The organism is Pantoea sp. GL120224-02 (assembly GCF_900215395.1).
Lineage (GTDB): Bacteria > Pseudomonadota > Gammaproteobacteria > Enterobacterales > Enterobacteriaceae > Pantoea > Pantoea communis.
Genome location: NZ_OBEC01000005.1, coordinates 266797 through 286907 on the forward strand (window position 1 = coordinate 266797; position 20111 = coordinate 286907).

Sequence of the window (20111 nt, forward strand, 5' to 3'; positions counted from 1 at the left end):
GTGTCACAGCTCCGGTGGTGCAAACCAGGCCGATTTGAAGTCAAACCAGCCGAGCGTATTGAGCCGCACACCGCGCATACTGCGCTGGCCTTCCAGCAGTAACCAGTGATGGAAGAGCGGATGAACAAAGTCGCTGTTCACCAACTGCTTACTCCAATCGGCTAAGGATAAGTTTTTTTGCCGCCACTGCTCCGCATCGGCATGCCAGTTAATCGGGACGCAGTGGTGCATTAGCGGCAGCTCGTAGAGTTGGGCAAACAGCGCGTACTCCAGTGGCAGCGTGAAGTTCACACTGCCGAGCCAGATGTCACTCTCTCCTTCACCTTCGAACCACTCTTCGTAGCTCAGCTCGCGCGTGATCAGCTCAACGCCCTGTTCAGCCAGCAGCGGGCGCAGGGCGTTAGCAATCCCTTCATGCTCAACATGATGGCTGTACCAGCTGATGGTCAGTTGCGTGAGTCCATCGGGCTTTTCGGCTGGGGTGAGATCGCGGCGATGATGCCAGCGCGGTAAGAAACCGTATGCAGGGAACCAGTAGCGCTGATAGCCCACACCCGCATGGTTGAGCAGGGCAATCGGGTTAAGCAGATAGCTCACCCAGCGTCGAAAATGGGCATCCTTACCACGCTCTGAGCGCTGGTCGAACAGCAGGAAATAGCAACCTTCTTCCAGACGGCTCTCTTCGGATTTCTCATCGGCGGTTTCCCCCTGCAGCTTAACGCCGGCATACACCAGCTCGTCGCTGATTTCCGGCAGCACCCAAATCGACACGTCATCAATCAGCGCGCGATAGCCAAAATAGTCATCAAAGGCGGCGATTTTCAGCTGCGTCTGCTGATTGCGTACCACGCTGTAAGGACCGGTGCCGATGGGTTGACGGGCAAAATGGCGCAACGTCGGCCATTCGCGCGGCAGGATCATCGCGCTGACGCTGGCCAGCAGCCAAGGCAACCAGCTATCGGGCTGTGACAGATGAATATCCAGCGTCCAGGGCGCGGGAGAGTGCAGTTTGTCGATATGCGAGAACAGCGGCTGACTGCGTACACGTTCCAGTGAAGCGATGATGTCTTCCATCTCCAGTTCACGTCCGTGATGGAAGCGAATCGCGGGTCGTAAAAAGAAGCGCCAGTGGAGTGGGGAGGTTTGTTGCCAGTGATGGGCGATATCCGCTTCGATTTCCCCCTTTTCCTCATTTATTCGCGTCAGGCCGTTAAAGATTTGTCGCGCCAGATGGGTTTCCGAACGACGCAGCGGCGAGCCCGGCAGCAGATTGGGCAGCGGACGGTAATAGAGCACGCGCAGGATGTGCTTGCCCTGGCGGAAACTGCGCCCGAGATGCGCCGCAATCATCTGCCGCACCTGATTCTTATCGCCCACCAGTTGCACCAACTGATCTATGCGGTCCTGCTCCAGTAGATCCTCGGCGCGCTGCTGCTGCAGTGCTAAGCCGGTGTAATTGAAGCTCAGGGTCGAACGCTTACCGCGCCCGGCTTCTGCCTGCCAAATCAGCCAGCCCGCATCCTGCATGGCATTCAGCAGGTTACGCATATGGCGCCGCGAGCAGTGCAGTCGTTCAGCCAGAGCGCTTAAGGTGGTTTCCTGATCCAGCCCCTGGCAGCTTTGCCACAGGCGGATGAACTGCTGTTGCAGTCGCGCAGAGGACATAAAAGGGGAACTCCTTCTCAGAATCGCTCAGTTTTTCCTGCCCCATATTAGAGGCATACTGCAAGGCAATGGAAGAGCGGGAGGCATTCAGCAATGAATGGCGCTCTGCCAGCGGTTCCACCGACGTGGAGCCTTTTCTGAGTAGGGTGCATTTCACCGCCAGCAGCGTTTTCTCTGCTGGCTTTTTTCGTTTTGCTGTGAAATCTTCTACCCTCTTTGTCTTAGCCTCATTTCTCCGCAAAGGGATTTCTGCATGAAATCGCTGTTAACGCGCCAGCGTCGTATCAATCCGGTTTATCTCTCTTTTATGGCGGTGTCGTTTATGACCGGTGTCGCCGGTGCGTTGCAGGCACCCACGCTGAGTCTGTTTTTGACGCGCGAAGTGCAGGTGCGACCGTTTTGGGTCGGGCTATTTTTTACCATCAACGCGATTGCCGGGATTGTGATTAGCCTGCTGATGGCGAAACGTTCGGACAATCGCGGCGATCGTCGCAATCTGATCCTGTTTTGCTGCCTGATGGCGGTACTGAATGCGCTGCTATTCGCCTTTAATCGTCATTACCTGACGTTGATCAGTGTGGGCGTGTTGCTGTCAGCGCTGGCCAGCGTGGCGATTCCGCAGATCTTTGCGCTGGCACGCGAGTATGCGGATCAGTCGGCGCGTGAAGTGTTGATGTTCAGCTCGGTGATGCGTGCGCAACTGTCGCTGGCATGGGTGATTGGCCCGCCGCTGTCGTTCGCCTTAGCGCTTAACTATGGCTTCGTGACGCTGTTCTGCGTGGCGGCGGCGATTTTCCTGCTCAGTATGCTGCTGATTTGGCGCACTCTGCCTTCAGTGCCGCGCGTGGCCGCGACGCCAGAGCAGGTGCTGACCCAGCTCAGTCCGTGGAAAGATAGCCAGGTGCGAATGCTGTTTATCGCCTCGGTGGTGATGTGGGCGTGCAACACCATGTATATCATCGATATGCCGCTGTATATCAGCTCCACGTTGGGGCTGCCGGAAAAACTGGCGGGCTTACTAATGGGGACGGCCGCAGGATTGGAAATTCCCATCATGCTGCTGGCTGGACACTACGCCAAGCGCTTTGGTAAGCGCAAGTTGGTGCTGTTAGCGCTGGTGGCGGCGATCCTGTTCTATCTCGGACTGGTGTTGTTCCAGTCGCGCATGGCATTGATGGTGCTTCAGCTGTTCAACGCGGCGTTTATCGGCATCGTCGCGGGAATTGGCATGCTGTGGTTTCAGGATTTGATGCCGGGACGCGCGGGCGCAGCGACCACGATGTTTACCACCTCGATATCGACCGGTCTGATTATCGCGGGATTGATACAGGGCACGCTGAGCGAGCGCTTTGGCCATGAATCGGTGTACTGGCTGGCATTAGCGATGGCGGTGGTGGCGTTGGGGCTGGCGTCGCGCGTGCGTGATGCCCAATAAATAAAAAGTCGCCCGCAAAGGCGACTTTATAAACATCCAGTGCGTCTCTATTCGGTGCGCATTCAAACGCACCGAATAGGGCATTAACGCAGGAATGCTGGCTGAGTGGTCTCGTAGTTGGAGATGGACGCTTCGTGTTGCAGCGTTAAACCAATGCTGTCGAGACCGTTAATCATGCAGTGACGGCGGAAGCTGTCGATTTCAAAGCTGTAAGACTTATCACCGGCCGTGACGGTCTGGGCTTCCAGATCCACGGTAAAGGTCACGCCTGGCTGCGCGGCCACCAGTTTGAACATCTCATCCACTTCTTCATCGCTCAACTTCACCGGCAGCAGCTGGTTGTTAAAGCTGTTGCCATAGAAAATATCCGCGAAGCTGGGTGCAATCACCACGTGGAAACCGAAATCGGTCAGGGCCCATGGGGCGTGCTCACGTGATGAGCCGCAGCCAAAGTTTTCACGCGCCAGCAAGATGCTGGTGCCTTTAAATTCCGGCTTGTTCAGCACGAAACCTGGGGTAGGCACGGTGCCCGCATCATCTTCGAAGCGCCAGTCGTGGAACAGGTGCGCGCCAAAACCGGTGCGCGTCACTTTCTGCAGGAACTGTTTTGGAATGATGGCATCGGTATCGACGTTCGCCGCATCCAGTGGCGCCACAATTCCGGTGTGTTGGGTAAATTTGTTCGCCATGGCTTAAGCTCCCTGAGTCAATTCACGAATGTCGGCAAAACGACCGGTTACTGCCGCCGCTGCAGCCATCGCCGGGCTCACTAAGTGAGTGCGACCGCCACGGCCCTGACGACCTTCAAAGTTACGGTTACTGGTGGAGGCACAACGCTCGCCTGGGTTCAGACGGTCATTGTTCATCGCCAGACACATGGAGCAACCCGGCAGACGCCATTCAAAACCGGCTTCGAGGAAAATCTTATCCAGACCTTCTGCTTCGGCTTGCGCCTTCACTGGGCCTGAGCCAGGGACGACCATGGCAACAACGCCAGGTGCGACTTTGCGGCCTTTAGCGATGGCTGCCGCAGCGCGCAAATCTTCAATTCGTGAGTTGGTGCAAGAGCCGATAAAGACTTTGTCGATAGCGACTTCAGTCAGTTTAATACCCGGCTGCAAATCCATGTAAGCCAACGCTTTCTCGGCAGAAGCACGCTCAACCGGATCGGCAAAGGATTGCGGGTTGGGGATCGCCTGATCCACCGCCATCACCTGGCCTGGGTTGGTGCCCCAGGTGACCTGCGGCGCGATATCGGCCGCGTTCAGGGTGACAATGGTGTCGAATTTGGCATCGCTGTCGGACTTCATCGTACGCCAGTAAGCGACGGCTTCATCCCACTGCTCGCCCTTAGGTGCGAACTGCTTGTCTTTCAGGTAAGCGAAAGTGGTGTCATCCGGCGCGACCAGGCCCGCTTTGGCACCCATCTCAATCGCCATGTTACACAACGTCATGCGGCCTTCCATGCTCAGCGCTTCAATCGCCGGGCCACAGAATTCCACCACGTGGCCGGTACCGCCGGCGCTGCCGGTTTTACCAATAATCGCCAACACGATATCTTTCGCCGTAATACCCGGGGCCGCTTCGCCCAGCACTTCAATCTTCATGGTTTTGGCACGGCCCTGCTTCAGGGTCTGCGTGGCAAACACATGCTCAACTTCGGAGGTGCCGATACCGAATGCCAGCGAACCGAATGCGCCGTGGGTCGCGGTGTGGGAATCACCGCAGACGATGGTCATGCCTGGCAGCGTCATCCCTTGTTCAGGCCCGATCACGTGCACGATGCCCTGGAACGGGTGATTCAGGTCATACAGCTGAATGCCGAATTCAGCACAGTTCTTGATCAGCTCTTGCATCTGAATACGCGCCATCTCACCCGACGCGTTAATGTCTTTGGTCTGGGTAGAAACGTTGTGGTCCATGGTGGCGAACGTCTTCGACGGCTGGCGCACTTTGCGGCCGTGAGCGCGCAGGCCATCGAAGGCCTGCGGTGACGTCACTTCATGGATCAGATGGCGATCGATGTACAGTAACGGGGTTTCGTTTGGTGCTTCGTGGACGACATGTGCATCAAATAACTTCTGGTATAAGCTTTTCATTTTATTATTTTTCCTCAGCGATGAAACCGGCAATGATGCTGCCCATTTCATCTGTGCTCACAGCTGGGCCGTTACCGGCTAAATCGCGGGTACGATGGCCCGCTTCCAGCGCACGGCTGACCGCACGCTCGATACTGTCTGCAGCTTCAGCGGCATTCAGGCTGAAGCGCAACAGCAGAGACAACGAGAGAATCTGAGCAATTGGGTTGGCAATGTTCTGACCGGCGATATCGGGCGCAGAACCGCCCGCAGGCTCATACAGACCGAAACCTTCTTCATTCATGCTGGCAGAAGGCAACATGCCCATGGAACCGGTGATCATCGCGCATTCGTCTGACAGGATGTCACCGAACAGGTTAGAACAGAGCAGCACGTCAAACTGTGATGGATCTTTAATCAACTGCATGGTGGCATTATCGATGTACATGTGGCTCAACTGCACATCCGGGTAATCTTTTGCCACTTCATTAACGATTTCACGCCACATCACTGAGGTCTGCAGCACGTTGGCTTTATCCACTGACGTCACTTTGTTACGACGCTTGCGTGCGGCTTCAAAGGCGTTGCGTGCAATACGCTCGATCTCGAAACGGTGATACACCTCGGTATCAAATGCACGCTCATGTGGACCGCTACCTTCGCGCCCTTTCGGCTGACCAAAGTAGATGCCGCCGGTTAATTCACGCACGCACAGGATGTCGAAACCGCGTGCGGCGATGTCGCTGCGCAGTGGGCAAAACGCTTCCAGGCCTTTATATAAGGAAGCGGGGCGCAGGTTGCTGAACAACTTGAAGTGCTTACGCAGTGGCAACAGTGCACCACGCTCAGGCTGGCCCGCTGGCGGCAGGTGTTCCCATTTTGGACCACCGACAGAGCCGAACAGAATCGCATTCGCTTGCTCTGCACCGGCAACGGTGGCAGGCGGCAGCGGTTCACCGTGACGATCGATGGCGATACCGCCAACATCATATTCGCTGGTGGTGATACGCATGTCGAAGCGCCCGCGAATGGCGTCGAGAACCTTGATAGCCTGCGCCATCACTTCCGGGCCGATTCCGTCGCCTGGCATTACCGCAATATGATAAGACTGAGTCATAGTTACACCGTTTCCTTCTGATCTTTAAATTTACGCTGCAATTCTTTTTCTACCTGTTTGGCGCGCCAGATGTTGTTCAGGGCGTTCACCATCGCTTTAGCAGAAGATTCGACGATATCGGTCGCCAGGCCAACGCCATGGAATTTACGACCGTTGTAGTTCACCACGATATCAACCTGGCCCAGCGCGTTCTCGCCGTGGCCTTTCGCGGTCAACTTGTAGTTCACCAATTCTGCTTCAAAGTCGGTGATGCGGTTGATGGCCTGATATACGGCATCCACCGGGCCGTTACCGGTCGCGGCATCGGCTTTGGTCTCTTCGCCACAGCCCAACTGCACCGACGCGGTGGCAGTGACGCTGGAACCGGTCTGTACATTAAATTCGTTCAGCTGGAAATATTCTGGCTCTTCATTCTGTTTGTTGATGAACGCCAGCGCTTCCAAATCGTAATCAAATACCTGGCCTTTCTTGTCGGCCAGCTTCAGGAAGGCATCGTACAGAGCATCGACGTTGTAGTCGGAATCTTTGTAGCCCATCTCTTCCATGCGATGTTTCACCGCAGCACGGCCTGAACGTGAAGTCAGGTTCAACTGAATTTTGTGTAAGCCGATCGATTCTGGCGTCAGGATTTCGTAGTTTTCGCGGTTCTTCAACACGCCATCCTGGTGAATACCAGAGGAGTGAGCAAACGCACCCGTACCCACAATCGCTTTGTTGGCTGGAATCGGCATGTTGCAGATTTGGCTGATCAACTGGCTGGTGCGGTAGATTTCCTGATGATGGATATTGGTGCGCAGGTTCATGATCTGCTGACGGGTTTTAATCGCCATAATCACTTCTTCCAGCGCACAGTTACCGGCACGTTCGCCCAGGCCATTGATGGTGCCTTCAACCTGACGCGCACCTGCTAACACCGCTGCTACGGCATTGCCGGTTGCCATGCCCAAATCATCATGGGTGTGAACAGACAAGATAGCTTTATCGATGTTCGGTACGCGTTCGCGCAACTGGCTGAAGATGTTGGCGTACTCGTGCGGCAAGGTGTAACCAACCGTATCCGGGATGTTGATGGTGGTCGCGCCGGCGTTGATCGCGGCTTCCACTACGCGGCACAGATCGTCGATCGGCGTACGGCCACCGTCTTCGCAAGAGAACTCAACGTCATCGGTGTAGTTGCGCGCACGTTTAATCGAGGCTACTGCGCGGTCAATCACATCTGGCAAGGTACTGCGCAATTTGGTGGCGATATGCATTGGCGAAGTGGCGAGGAAAGTATGAATGCGGAATGCTTCAGCCACACGCAAAGCCTCGTAGGCGGCATCAATATCCTTATCCACGCAGCGGGCCAGGGCAGCAACGCGGCTGTTTTTCACCGAGCGCGCGATGGTTTGCACCGATTCGAAATCGCCAGGCGAAGAGATAGGGAAACCGACTTCCATTACATCCACGCCCATACGCTCCAGCGCCAGGGCGATCTGCAGTTTTTCTTTAACACTCAGGCTGGCCTGTAATGCCTGCTCGCCGTCGCGCAGAGTGGTATCGAAAATAATAACTTGCTGGCTCATGGTCATCTTCCTTTTGCTTTAACTCAACTTCGCCGGTGTAACGAGCATAAAAAAACCCGCGCATCGGCGCGGGTTCTTTAAACTTCTTCAGGTTCGAATCAGTGATTGATTCCACCCACAAGTCTACCGCGCAAACTGAATGCGTTTAGTAGTAGACCGAGTAGGCGGAAAGAATGGAACATGAATCAAACCTCGTAAATTTTGTGCTGCACATATTGATACTGGGATTACTGTGGGAAGTCAACCCTAAGTGAAAGGGTATTTCTTTTGTCCTTTAAGGGCGATCTGCTGCGAATATCCCGCTATACAGAGCTTTGGCATTAATTAGCTGCATGCATAATGGCTTAAACAGCCTAAAAATTTTTTATAAAAACGAATTAATTTTAAGTTGTTGAATTTAATGTATTTAATCTGATTTTTGGCACAATTTTAAAAACAAGATTTGGCGGGTAGCTTAGCACAATGTCATGCAAGAAGCGGATTTTGAAGTTAATCACGCCAGAAAGTAATATTCAGGAAAAATTGTGGGCTAACCGGCCAGGCAATATGAAAATCATATTTCTTAGAACACGCTGCAAATAATCATGAAACCAGCATTTTCATCTGTGGTTGTGGGATGGCATTAGTTTAATCCTCGCGAGCGATTATCACGTGTCAGTGCCTTTTGTGCCGAAATAAGCCTGTCGCAGCCTCCTGTCGTTTGCAGGCCGGGTTTTCTGCGGTTATGGTAATCGACCTACTCTTAAAAGAATCAACTCAAGTAGATTCCCTGTACCTGGAAGGCAGAAATGAATTCTGTCATCTGAGCATAAACATAAGGTTTTGATCTTAACTGGCGAATACGGGGCTGGGTGCCAGTGGCGCAGGGGCAATGCGCGTCACGGGATCCGGTTCCTCAAGCCTGGAGGCAGAAAATGGAGATGTTGTCAGGAGCCGAAATGGTCGTCCGTTCGTTAATCGATCAGGGCGTTAAGCAGGTATTCGGCTATCCGGGCGGAGCAGTGCTCGACATTTACGATGCGCTGCAAACGGTCGGTGGTATTGACCACGTATTAGTGCGTCACGAGCAAGGCGCTGTGCATATGGCAGATGGTCTGGCACGCGCGACCGGCGAAGTCGGCGTGGTGCTGGTCACCTCAGGTCCAGGCGCCACCAATGCCATTACCGGTATTGCGACGGCCTATATGGATTCGATTCCGATGGTGATTCTGTCGGGTCAGGTGCCGTCTTCACTGATCGGCTACGATGCGTTCCAGGAGTGCGACATGGTCGGGATTTCCCGTCCGGTGGTCAAACACAGCTTCCTGGTGAAAAACGCCGAAGAGATCCCAACCGTGCTGAAAAAAGCCTTCTGGCTGGCAGCAAGCGGCCGCCCAGGCCCGGTGGTGATCGACCTGCCAAAAGACATTCTTAACCCAGCGAACAAACTGCCGTACGTCTATCCTGAGTCGGTCAGCATGCGCTCTTATAACCCGACGATTCAGGGGCATAAAGGACAGATTAAGCGTGCACTGCAAACGCTACTGGCCGCGCATAAGCCGGTGATTTATGCCGGTGGCGGTGCGATTATGTCCGGCTGTGAGGCGGAGCTGCTGCAGTTAGCTGAACAGCTGAATATTCCGGTCACCATGTCACTGATGGGCCTCGGCGTGTTCCCTGGCACGCATCGCCAGAGTGTAGGCATGCTGGGTATGCACGGGACTTACGAAGCCAATATGACCATGCACAATGCCGATTTGATTTTCGGCATTGGTGTGCGCTTCGATGACCGTACTACCAACAACCTGGCGAAATATTGCCCGAACGCCACCATCATGCATATCGACGTCGATCCGACCTCGATTTCCAAGACCGTCAGCGCCGATATCCCGATTGTCGGTGATGCGAAGCAGACGTTGTCGCAGATGCTGGAACTGCTGGCGCAAAGCGATGCGAAGCAAGAGCTGGATAGCCTGCGCGACTGGTGGCAGACCATTGATGGCTGGCGTAGCCGTAAGTGCCTTGAATTTGATCGCACCAGCGACAAGATCAAACCGCAGGCGGTGATCGAAACCATCTGGCGTCTGACTAAGGGGGATGCGTACGTTACCTCTGATGTCGGCCAGCATCAGATGTTCGCCGCGCTCTATTATCAGTTTGATAAGCCGCGTCGCTGGATCAACTCCGGTGGCCTTGGCACCATGGGCTTCGGCTTACCGGCTGCGCTGGGGGTGAAAATGGCGCTGCCGGATGAAACCGTCATCTGCGTGACCGGTGATGGCAGTATTCAGATGAACATCCAGGAACTGTCGACCGCACTGCAGTACGATTTACCGGTGCTGGTGCTGAACCTCAACAACGGTTTCCTCGGTATGGTGAAACAGTGGCAGGATATGATTTATTCCGGCCGCCACTCGCAATCCTACATGCAATCTCTGCCTGACTTTGTGCGTTTAGCCGAAGCCTACGGACACGTGGGTATTTCCATCGCGCACCCCGCTGAGCTGGAAGAGAAGCTGCAGCTGGCATTGGATACCCTGGCGAAAGGGCGTCTGGTGTTTGTTGATGTGAATATCGACGGCAGCGAGCACGTTTACCCGATGCAGATTCGCGGCGGTTCGATGGATGAGATGTGGCTGAGCAAAACGGAGAGGACTTAATTATGCGTCGTGTGTTATCGGTACTGCTGGAAAATGAATCCGGCGCATTGTCTCGCGTGGTGGGCTTGTTCTCACAGCGCGGCTACAACATCGAAAGTCTGACCGTTGCGCCGACCGATGATCCAACGCTGTCACGCATGACCATTCAGACGGTCGGCGATGAAAAAGTACTGGAGCAGATTGAGAAGCAACTGCACAAGCTGGTGGACGTGTTACGTGTCAGCGAGCTGGGGCAGGGGGCTTACGTTGAACGTGAAATCATGCTGGTGAAGATTCAGGCAAGCGGGTATGGCCGTGAAGAAGTGAAGCGCAGCGCGGAAATTTTCCGTGGCCAGATTATCGATGTGACGCCAACGCTGTACACGGTTCAGCTGGCAGGCACCAGCGATAAACTCGACGCCTTCCTCAACACGGTACGCGATGTTGCTGAGATCGTTGAAGTGGCGCGATCAGGGATTGTGGGCGTGTCACGTGGCGATCGTGTGATGCGTTAATTCCGCAGAGTTATCATCCTGCTTCCAAGCTAACCCGGCGTAATGCCGGGTTTTTTTTATTTAATGCGCTTGTGAGTGCTGCCCGATAAAAGCGGTTGCTCAGCGTAGTGTTCTGCGGTTAGATGTTACAAATGTTTTACCCATAGCTACTCTGCGGACATTTGCCCAGCCCTGGCTTATCAGAATTAAGGTGTCATCGTGAAACTGGATGAAATTGCGCGCCTGGCGGGCGTGTCGCGCACCACGGCCAGCTACGTTATCAATGGCAAAGCGCGGCAGTATCGTGTCAGCGACAAAACCGTCGAAAAAGTGATGGCGGTGGTGCGTGAACATAATTATCACCCCAATGCTGTTGCGGCAGGCCTGCGCGCCGGACGTACGCGTTCAATTGGTCTGGTGATCCCGGATCTTGAGAACACCAGTTACACGCGCATTGCCAATTATCTGGAGCGCCAGGCACGTCAACGTGGCTATCAGCTGCTGATTGCCTGCTCGGAAGATCAGCCTGACAATGAAATGCGCTGTATTGAACATCTGCTGCAGCGCCAGGTGGATGCGATCATTGTTTCGACCTCGTTGCCGCCAGAACACCCGTTTTATCAGCGCTGGATCAACGATCCGCTGCCGATTATCGCGCTGGACCGTGCGCTGGATCGTGAACACTTCACCAGTGTGGTCGGTGCCGATCAGGACGATGCGCATGCTCTGGCGGCTGAATTGCGTCAGCTTCCGGTGAAAAATGTGCTGTTCCTTGGGGCCTTGCCTGAGCTTTCAGTCAGTTTCCTGCGTGAAATGGGCTTTCGCGATGCGTGGAAAGACGATGAACGCACGGTGGATTACCTCTACTGCAACAGCTTTGATCGCACTGCGGCTGCCACACTATTCGAGAAATATCTCGAAGATCATCCGATGCCGGATGCGTTGTTTACCACCTCATTCGGTCTGCTTCAGGGCGTGATGGACATTACCCTAAAGCGGGATGGCCGCCTGCCCACTGACCTGGCTATCGCCACCTTTGGCGACCACGAATTACTGGACTTTTTAGAGTGCCCGGTACTGGCGGTGGGGCAGCGACATCGCGATGTCGCCGAGCGCGTGCTGGAATTAGTTTTGGCCTCGCTGGATGAACCGCGCAAACCGAAGCCGGGATTAACCCGTATTCGCCGCAATTTATTTCGCCGTGGTCAGTTAAGTCGCCGCACTAAATGAAATCGCGGGCAGATCGCTGCCCGCACTTATTAATCATCCAGATATTTTTTGCCATAGGACTGGGGTAAAAAAGCGTAAATAGTCACCACTTTCCCTAACGAATTAACTGCGCTGAATTTTCTTATTTGTTTACATCTTCAGCAATGACGCGTAGCAGAGCTGGCGCGATGGTGCTGGGCTTCCTTTCAGAAATCCCCTAAAATGCAGCCGCTGTCGCATATCCCGGGATAATTATCTTTTGCGATTAAAACGCTTTATTTTTCGCCATTTTTCAAATCGTGAAAATTTTTATTCCATTATTCATCAGGTTAATTTTTTATTTTGCCATTCATTCCCCTAAATTACCCTCCACTAAATAATTCTTACCCTTGTAAAGAGTGATATTCACTTGTCGTTGCGGCTTGACAAGGATTTCATAGGCTCCGTAAACTCGTTTCGTGGTAAAAAGTGGGATAAAGTGGTGAAAACGGGTGATTGGGGGGTAGGACTGACATGTTCCGAGGAGCAACGTTAGTCAATCTCGACGGCAAAGGCCGATTGGCGGTACCAACACGCTATCGTGAATTGCTTGTCGCGGAGTCTCAGGGGCAAATGGTGTGCACCATTGACCTCCACCAGCCATGTCTGTTGCTTTATACCCTGCCCGAATGGGAAATCATCGAGAAAAAACTGGCGCGCTTATCCAGCATGAATCCGAACGAACGTCGCGTGCAGCGACTGCTGTTAGGACATGCCAGTGAATGCCAGATGGATAATGCAGGTCGTTTGTTGCTGGCGAATACGCTACGGCAACATGCGAGCCTGACCAAAGAAGTGATGCTGGTTGGACAGTTCAATAAGTTTGAGCTGTGGGATGAACAGACCTGGTATCAACAAGTTAAGGACGATATTGACGCAGAACAGTCGGCTCAGGAGCCTTTATCTGAGCGGTTGCAGGACTTGTCGCTATAGCTATGCAGGATAATTTTAAACACACCACAGTGCTACTGGATGAGGCGGTTAACGGCCTCAATATCAGGGAAGACGGCATTTACATTGACGGCACTTTTGGGCGCGGCGGTCACTCACGTCTGATCCTTTCGCAACTGGGCGAGAAAGGGCAGTTACTGGCGATCGATCGCGATCCGCAAGCCATAGCCGCTGCAGCTGAAATTCAGGATCCACGTTTTTCGATCGTGCACGGACCCTTTTCGGCGCTCGCAGAGTATGTCGAAGCGCGTGGTCTCACCGGTAAGATCGATGGCGTATTGCTCGATCTTGGCGTGTCATCACCGCAGTTGGATGACGCAGAGCGCGGTTTCTCGTTTATGCGTGATGGGCCACTGGATATGCGTATGGACCCGACACGGGGCCAGTCTGCAGCAGAGTGGCTGATGAACGCCGAGGAAGCCGATATCGCCTTCGTCATCAAGACCTACGGTGAAGAGAAATTTGGCAAACGTATCGCACGCGCCATCGTCGAGCGTAATCGTGAACAGCCAATGACGCGCACCAAAGAGTTAGCCACCGTGATCGCTGCTGCGATGCCGGTGAAGGACAAGTTTAAACATCCGGCCACGCGCACCTTCCAGGCGATTCGCATCTGGATCAACAGCGAACTGGAAGAGATCGATACTGCACTGAAAGGGGCAATGTCGGTGCTGGCACCTGGCGGGCGGTTATCGGTTATCAGCTTCCATTCGCTGGAAGACCGTTTGGTGAAGCGTTTTATGCGCGATCAGAGCCGAGGCCCGCAAGTTCCAGCGGGTATCCCAATGACCGAAAGCCAGCTTAAAGCGCTAGGTGGACGTGAATTGAAAACCTTAGGCAAGCTGATTCCGGGTGAAGCGGAAGTCAACGAGAACCCACGCGCGCGCAGTTCGGTACTGCGTATTGCTGAGAGGACCGCGACATGATTGGCAACGAGCGACACAGCCTGCCCGGCGTCATCGGCGGTGACCTGCTGCGATTCGGCAAGATCCCGGTGTTGCTGCTGATTGCAGTACTTGTGTCCTCGGTGTTGGTGGTGACCACCACGCATAAAACGCGCCTGTTAACGGCGCAGCGCGAACAGTTGGTGTTAGAACGTGATGCGCTCGATATCGAGTGGCGTAACCTGATTTTGGAAGAGAATGCGCTCGGCGATCATAGCCGGGTTGAGCGAATAGCAACCGATAAGCTGCAGATGCAGCATGTTGATCCTTCACAGGAAAATATCGTGGTGCAGAGATAAATAAGGAATCGCAGACCTCAATGAGCGGCGCAGGCAAAACGCTGAAGTTAAAAAAACAGGAAGATAAGGCCAGCTTTATAAGCTGGCGTTTTGCGTTGCTGTGCGGCTGTATTTTACTGGCTTTGGGCGGATTGCTGTCACGCGTGGCGTGGTTACAGGTCATCAGCCCGGATAAGCTGGTCAAAGAAGGGGATTTGCGTTCGCTGCGTGTTCAATCTGTTCCCACTGCACGTGGCATGATCAGCGATCGTGCTGGCCGTCCATTGGCCGTTAGCGTGCCAGTGAATGCCATCTGGGCCGATCCTAAAGAGCTGATGGAACATGGCGGTGTGTCACTCGACAGCCGCTGGAAAGCCCTTTCAGATGCGTTGTCCATCCCACTCGATCAACTCGCCGCGCGCGTGAATGCCAATCCCAAAGGGCGCTTTATCTATCTGGCGCGTCAGGTGAATCCAGCGATCGGCGAATACGTCAAAAAACTCAAGCTGCCCGGCATTTACCTGCGTGAAGAGTCGCGTCGTTACTATCCAGCCGGTCAGGTCACTGCACATCTGATCGGCTTTACCAACATTGATGGTCAGGGCATTGAGGGCATCGAAAAGAGCTTCGACAAGTGGCTGACCGGCGCGCCAGGCGAGCGTACGGTGCGTAAAGACCGCTACGGTCGCGTGATTGAAGATATCTCCTCTGTAGACAGCCGCGCGGCGCACAACCTGACGCTCAGCATCGACGAACGCTTGCAGGCGCTGGTGTACCGCGAGCTGAACAATGCCGTGGCTTTCAACAAAGCGGAGTCGGGCACTGCCGTTTTGGTGGATGTGAACACCGGTGAAGTGTTGGCAATGGCCAACAGCCCGGCTTACAACCCAAACAATCTCTCCAACACGCCGAAAGATGTGATGCGCAACCGTGCCATTACCGACATCTTCGAGCCAGGCTCCACCGTCAAACCGATGGTGGTGATGACCGCGCTGCAGCGTGGCGTGGTGAAAGAGAACAGCGTACTGAATACCGTGCCGTACCGCGTCAATGGTCATGAGATCAAGGACGTGGCACGCTACAACGAATTGACCCTTACCGGGGTTTTACAGAAGTCGAGTAACGTCGGGGTTTCACGTTTGGCGTTAGCGATGCCCTCCTCAGCACTCGTAGATACTTACGCGCGCTTTGGACTGGGTAAACCGACCAATTTGGGGCTGGTCGGGGAAAGTAGTGGCTTATACCCTCAAAAACAACGGTGGTCTGACATAGAGAGGGCCACCTTCTCTTTCGGCTACGGGCTAATGGTAACACCGTTACAGTTAGCGCGAGTCTACGCAACCATTGGCAGCTACGGCATCAACCGCCCGCTGTCGATCACCAAAGTTGACCCGCCAGTGGCGGGTGAACGCGTTTTCCAGGAAGACCTGGTGAAAACGGTGATGCACATGATGGAAAGCGTTGCGCTGCCTGGTGGCGGTGGGGTTAAAGCCGCCATCAAGGGTTATCGCATCGCGATTAAAACCGGTACTGCGAAAAAAGTGGGACCGGATGGACGCTACGTCAATAAATACATTGCTTACACGGCAGGTGTTGCACCTGCCAGTCGCCCTCGTTTTGCGCTGGTGGTGGTGATCAACGATCCCCAGGCCGGTAAATATTATGGTGGTGCGGTTTCTGCACCGGTGTTTGGCGCCATCATGGGCGGTGTATTACGCACCATGAACATTGAACCAGATGCGCTGCCGACAATTGATAAAGACGAGTTGGTGAAGAACAGAAGTGAGGAATCAAGTGACCGATCGTAACCTGCGCGATTTACTGGCCCCGTGGGTGCCGGGTGCGCCGGCGCGTCCACTCCGTGACATGACACTAGACAGCCGCTCAGCGGCTGCTGGCGATCTGTTTATCGCCGTGGCGGGCCATCATGCTGATGGACGTCGTTTTATTCCGCAGGCTATTGCTCAAGGCGTGGCGGCAGTGATTGCCGAAGCCGAGGGTGAAGCCAGCGATGGAGATATCCGCGAGATGCACGGCGTCCCGGTTATCTACCTGGCGCAGTTGCAGCAGCGTCTCTCTGCACTGGCCGGGCGCTTTTATCAGCAGCCTGCTGAAAAACTTAAATTAATCGGTGTCACCGGCACCAACGGAAAAACCACCACCACGCAGCTGATGGCGCAGTGGGCCAATCTGCTGGGTGAAACCGGTGCCGTGATGGGCACGGTGGGTAATGGCTTATATGGCCAACTGGTGGCTACCGAAAACACCACCGGTTCCGCGGTAGATGTTCAACATGTGTTGAATGATTTGGTGGAGCAGGGCGCCACGCTGGCCGCGATGGAAGTCTCTTCTCACGGCCTGGTGCAGCATCGCGTGGCGGCGCTGCCCTTCGCGGCTGCCGTATTCACCAACCTGAGCCGCGACCACCTCGATTATCATGGTGATATGCAGGGCTACGAAGCCGCCAAATGGCTGCTGTTCTCTGAGCATCAGGTTGGCGAAGCCATTATCAACGCTGATGACGAGGTCGGACGCCGCTGGCTGGAGAAACTGCCGGATGCCGTTGCCGTCACCCTGGCTGACAACTTGCAGCCTGGCTGTCGTGGACGCTGGTTGAAAGCCACAGCGGTGAATTATCACGATGGCGGTGCGCATATCCAGTTCAGCTCCAGCTGGGGCGACGGGGAATTTGATAGCCGTCTGATGGGCGCATTCAATGTCAGCAATCTGCTGCTGGCACTGGCCACCTTGCTGACGCTCGATTATCCGCTGGAGGCGCTGGTATCAAGCGCTGCTCAGCTGCAACCGGTATGCGGTCGCATGGAAGTGTTCACGGCGCCAGAAAAACCCACAGTGGTGGTGGATTATGCTCACACCCCCGATGCGCTGGAAAAAGCGTTGGAAGCTGCCCGCCTGCACTGCAAAGGCAAACTTTGGTGCGTGTTTGGCTGCGGCGGCGATCGTGACAAAGGCAAACGTCCGCTGATGGGCGCGATTGCCGAACAGTTCTCTGACATCGTGGTCATCACCGATGACAATCCGCGCAGCGAAGAACCTGCCGCGATTGTGAATGACATTCTGACTGGCTTGCTTGATCCCGGTCGCGCCCGCGTGGTCGCGGGACGTGCGCAAGCGGTCACTAACGCCGTGATGCAGGCCAATGTCGATGACATCGTGCTGGTGGCTGGTAAAGGCCATGAAGATTATCAAATCATTGGTAACCGTCGTTTGGATTACTCCGATCGCGACACCGTCGCCCGTTTACTGGGGGTGATAGCATGATCCCGGTTTCTTTGAAAACACTGGCTGAAATCAGTGGTGGTCAACTGCACGGCGCTGATTTGACGCTGAATGATGTGACCAGCGACACGCGTAAAGTGGCTGATGGCAGCCTGTTTGTCGCACTGGTCGGTGAGCGTTTTGATGCGCATGACTTTGCTCAGGATGCTATTGCCCAGGGTGCCAAAGCGCTGCTGGTGAGTAAGCACTTGCCTTTAGATGTGCCGCAAGTGGTGGTGGCAGATACCCGCATTGCCTTTGGTCAGCTCGGCGCCTGGGTGCGTCAGCAATCGAAGGCGCGCGTGGTAGCCCTGACCGGTTCATCCGGTAAAACCTCCGTCAAAGAGATGACCGCTGCCATTTTGCGTCAGTGTGGTGAAACCCTCTATACCGCTGGCAACCTGAACAACGACTTCGGCGTGCCGATGACGTTGCTGCGTCTGACCCCAGAACACGAGTTCGCGGTGATTGAGCTGGGTGCCAATCATCAGGGCGAGATTGCTTACACCACCGATTTAGTGCGTCCTGAAACGGCGCTGGTGAATAATCTCGCTGCAGCGCATCTGGAAGGCTTTGGTTCACTGGCCGGTGTAGCGAAAGCCAAAGGCGAAATTTTTGGTGGATTGCCAGTACACGGCACCGCCATCGTCAATGCTGACAGCAACGACCTCGCTAACTGGCAGTCGCAGTTTGGCGATAAGACTCTGTGGCGCTTCTCGCCACAGCCGATGGCAGATGCAGAATTCCGTGCCAGCGAGATCGTGCTACGCGCCGACGCCACGCTGTTTACCTTGCATACGCCGCGCGGAGACATTGCTGTTGCGCTTCCGCTGCCTGGTCGCCACAACATCGCGAACGCGCTTGCTGCTGCTGCGCTGGCACTGTCCGTTGATGCCCCGCTAAGCGCGATCCAAACCGGTTTGAAAACACTGCAGCCCGTACCGGGGCGTCTGTTCCCGATTCGTCTGGCAGACAATCAACTGCTGCTGGATGACAGCTATAACGCCAACGTCGGTTCGATGACGGCGGCCGCACAGGTACTGGGCGATATGCCAGGGTTCCGAGTGATGGTCGTCGGTGATATGGCCGAACTGGGCGATGAAGCGGAAGCTTGCCATCAGCAGGTGGGTGAAGCCGCCAGGGCAGCAGGTATTGATTGTGTTCTGAGTACCGGCACTTTGGGTCGGTTGATCGGTGAAAGCAGCGGTAAAGGCGAGCATTTCGCTACAAAAGCCGAGCTGACTGTACGTTTACGCGCATTGCTGTCCCAACATCAGGACATCACTATTTTGGTTAAAGGCTCACGTAGCGCCGCCATGGAGCAGGTCGTCGAGAGCTTACAGGAGAAAGGAACATGCTAGTCTGGCTGGCCGAACATTTGGTCGCACTTTATTCCGGCTTTAACGTCTTCTCGTATTTGACGTTTCGCGCCATTGTCAGCCTGCTGACCGCTCTGTTCCTATCACTCTGGATGGGCCCGCGCCTGATCGCCTGGCTGCAGAAACTGCAAATTGGCCAGGTGGTGCGTAACGACGGTCCGGAATCGCACTTCAGTAAGCGCGGTACGCCAACCATGGGCGGCATCATGATCCTCACCTCCATCACCGTCTCGGTGTTGATGTGGGCGTATCCATCCAATCCTTATGTGTGGTGCGTGCTGGCGGTGCTGATTGGTTTCGGCATTATCGGTTTCGTCGATGACTATCGCAAAGTGGTACGCAAAGACACCAAAGGCCTGATTGCCCGCTGGAAATACTTCTGGATGTCGGTGATTTCCCTTGGCGTGGCTTTTGCGCTTTACGCTGCGGGCAAAGGCACACCGGCCACTCAGTTGGTGGTGCCGTTCTTTAAAGACATCATGCCGCAGCTGGGATTGTTCTATGTGCTGCTGGCTTACTTTGTGATTGTCGGCACCGGTAATGCGGTCAACCTGACCGATGGTCTGGATGGCCTGGCGATTATGCCCACCGTTTTTGTGGCGGCAGGCTTCGCTTTGGTCGCCTGGGCGACCGGTAACGTGAAGTTTGCGGAATATCTGCACATCCCGTATCTACGCCACGCGGGTGAGCTGGTGATTGTCTGTACCGCGATTGTCGGTGCCGGTCTCGGCTTCCTGTGGTTCAACACCTACCCGGCTCAGGTCTTCATGGGCGATGTGGGTTCACTGGCACTGGGCGGCGCGTTAGGCACCATCGCCGTGCTGCTGCGTCAGGAGTTTTTGCTGGTGATCATGGGCGGCGTGTTTGTGGTTGAAACGCTGTCGGTGATTCTGCAGGTGGGATCGTTCAAGCTGCGCGGCCAACGCATTTTCCGCATGGCGCCGATTCACCACCACTATGAATTGAAGGGCTGGCCGGAGCCGCGTGTCATCGTGCGCTTTTGGATTATTTCACTGATGCTGGTGCTGATTGGCCTGGCAACGCTGAAGGTACGTTAATC

General features: G+C 54.8%; 17 protein-coding genes. 11 read left to right on the forward strand and 6 right to left on the reverse strand.

The features are described from left to right. Window positions 1–3: 3 nt before the first annotated feature. Window positions 4–1665, reverse strand: coding sequence for an HTH-type transcriptional regulator SgrR (gene sgrR, locus CRO33_RS12315; RefSeq protein ID WP_097118330.1), 1662 nt, complete (start codon window positions 1663–1665; stop codon window positions 4–6). Between the two features lie 253 nt (window positions 1666–1918). Between sgrR and CRO33_RS12325 the strand changes: the two genes are divergently transcribed. After that, complete coding sequence (locus CRO33_RS12325) at window positions 1919–3100, forward strand: MFS transporter (RefSeq protein WP_097118332.1); 1182 nt, start codon at window positions 1919–1921, stop codon at window positions 3098–3100. Between the two features lie 83 nt (window positions 3101–3183). Here the strand turns inward: CRO33_RS12325 and leuD are convergent, their stop codons facing one another. The 5 genes from leuD to leuL all read right to left on the reverse strand — a co-directional run bounded on the left by leuD (window position 3184) and on the right by leuL (window position 8042). Next, window positions 3184–3789, reverse strand: coding sequence for a 3-isopropylmalate dehydratase small subunit (leuD, locus tag CRO33_RS12330; protein WP_038649091.1), 606 nt, complete (start codon window positions 3787–3789; stop codon window positions 3184–3186). Between the two features lie 3 nt (window positions 3790–3792). Then, on the reverse strand, window positions 3793–5199 hold the full coding sequence (gene leuC, locus CRO33_RS12335; protein WP_034826009.1) for a 3-isopropylmalate dehydratase large subunit: 1407 nt from the start codon (window positions 5197–5199) through the stop codon (window positions 3793–3795). A gap of 4 nt (window positions 5200–5203) precedes the next feature. Further along, the gene (gene leuB, locus CRO33_RS12340) at window positions 5204–6295 is read right to left on the reverse strand and encodes a 3-isopropylmalate dehydrogenase (RefSeq protein ID WP_097118333.1); all 1092 of its coding nucleotides are present in this window, start codon (window positions 6293–6295) and stop codon (window positions 5204–5206) included. A 2-nt stretch (window positions 6296–6297) separates the two neighbouring features. Beyond that, window positions 6298–7860 (reverse strand): 2-isopropylmalate synthase, encoded by a 1563-nt coding sequence (gene leuA / locus CRO33_RS12345; RefSeq protein ID WP_097118334.1) that lies wholly within the window; start codon window positions 7858–7860, stop codon window positions 6298–6300. A gap of 98 nt (window positions 7861–7958) precedes the next feature. Then, window positions 7959–8042 carry a leu operon leader peptide gene (gene leuL / locus CRO33_RS24965; RefSeq protein WP_101749442.1) on the reverse strand — a complete coding sequence of 28 codons (84 nt, stop codon included), beginning with the start codon at window positions 8040–8042 and terminating at the stop codon, window positions 7959–7961. A 732-nt stretch (window positions 8043–8774) separates the two neighbouring features. Here leuL and ilvI point away from each other — a divergent pair. From ilvI to mraY, 10 genes are all read left to right on the forward strand, one after another. Further along, window positions 8775–10499, forward strand: a complete 1725-nt coding sequence (gene ilvI, locus CRO33_RS12350; protein ID WP_034825999.1) for an acetolactate synthase 3 large subunit — start codon at window positions 8775–8777, stop codon at window positions 10497–10499. Window positions 10500–10501: 2 nt separating this feature from the next. Continuing rightward, window positions 10502–10993 carry an acetolactate synthase small subunit gene (ilvN, locus tag CRO33_RS12355; protein ID WP_034825997.1) on the forward strand — a complete coding sequence of 164 codons (492 nt, stop codon included), beginning with the start codon at window positions 10502–10504 and terminating at the stop codon, window positions 10991–10993. A gap of 198 nt (window positions 10994–11191) precedes the next feature. Next, window positions 11192–12202 carry a catabolite repressor/activator gene (cra, locus tag CRO33_RS12360; RefSeq protein WP_097118335.1) on the forward strand — a complete coding sequence of 337 codons (1011 nt, stop codon included), beginning with the start codon at window positions 11192–11194 and terminating at the stop codon, window positions 12200–12202. A 492-nt stretch (window positions 12203–12694) separates the two neighbouring features. Continuing rightward, the gene (gene mraZ, locus CRO33_RS12365) at window positions 12695–13153 is read left to right on the forward strand and encodes a division/cell wall cluster transcriptional repressor MraZ (protein WP_038649082.1); all 459 of its coding nucleotides are present in this window, start codon (window positions 12695–12697) and stop codon (window positions 13151–13153) included. Between the two features lie 2 nt (window positions 13154–13155). Then, window positions 13156–14097, forward strand: coding sequence for a 16S rRNA (cytosine(1402)-N(4))-methyltransferase RsmH (rsmH, locus tag CRO33_RS12370; RefSeq protein WP_034825988.1), 942 nt, complete (start codon window positions 13156–13158; stop codon window positions 14095–14097). Further along, complete coding sequence (ftsL, locus tag CRO33_RS12375; protein ID WP_034825986.1) at window positions 14094–14414, forward strand: cell division protein FtsL; 321 nt, start codon at window positions 14094–14096, stop codon at window positions 14412–14414. The genes rsmH and ftsL overlap by 4 nt, the downstream gene beginning before the upstream one ends. A gap of 20 nt (window positions 14415–14434) precedes the next feature. After that, window positions 14435–16201, forward strand: coding sequence for a peptidoglycan glycosyltransferase FtsI (locus CRO33_RS12380; protein WP_058960906.1), 1767 nt, complete (start codon window positions 14435–14437; stop codon window positions 16199–16201). Then, window positions 16188–17675, forward strand: coding sequence for a UDP-N-acetylmuramoyl-L-alanyl-D-glutamate--2,6-diaminopimelate ligase (gene murE / locus CRO33_RS12385; protein WP_097118336.1), 1488 nt, complete (start codon window positions 16188–16190; stop codon window positions 17673–17675). Before CRO33_RS12380 ends, murE begins: the two co-directional genes overlap by 14 nt. Next, a complete protein-coding gene (gene murF / locus CRO33_RS12390) occupies window positions 17672–19033 on the forward strand; it encodes a UDP-N-acetylmuramoyl-tripeptide--D-alanyl-D-alanine ligase (protein WP_097118337.1) in 1362 nt (453 codons plus the stop codon). The genes murE and murF overlap by 4 nt, the downstream gene beginning before the upstream one ends. Next, complete coding sequence (mraY, locus tag CRO33_RS12395; RefSeq protein ID WP_034829683.1) at window positions 19027–20109, forward strand: phospho-N-acetylmuramoyl-pentapeptide-transferase; 1083 nt, start codon at window positions 19027–19029, stop codon at window positions 20107–20109. Before murF ends, mraY begins: the two co-directional genes overlap by 7 nt. The last annotated feature ends 2 nt before the right edge of the window (window positions 20110–20111 follow it).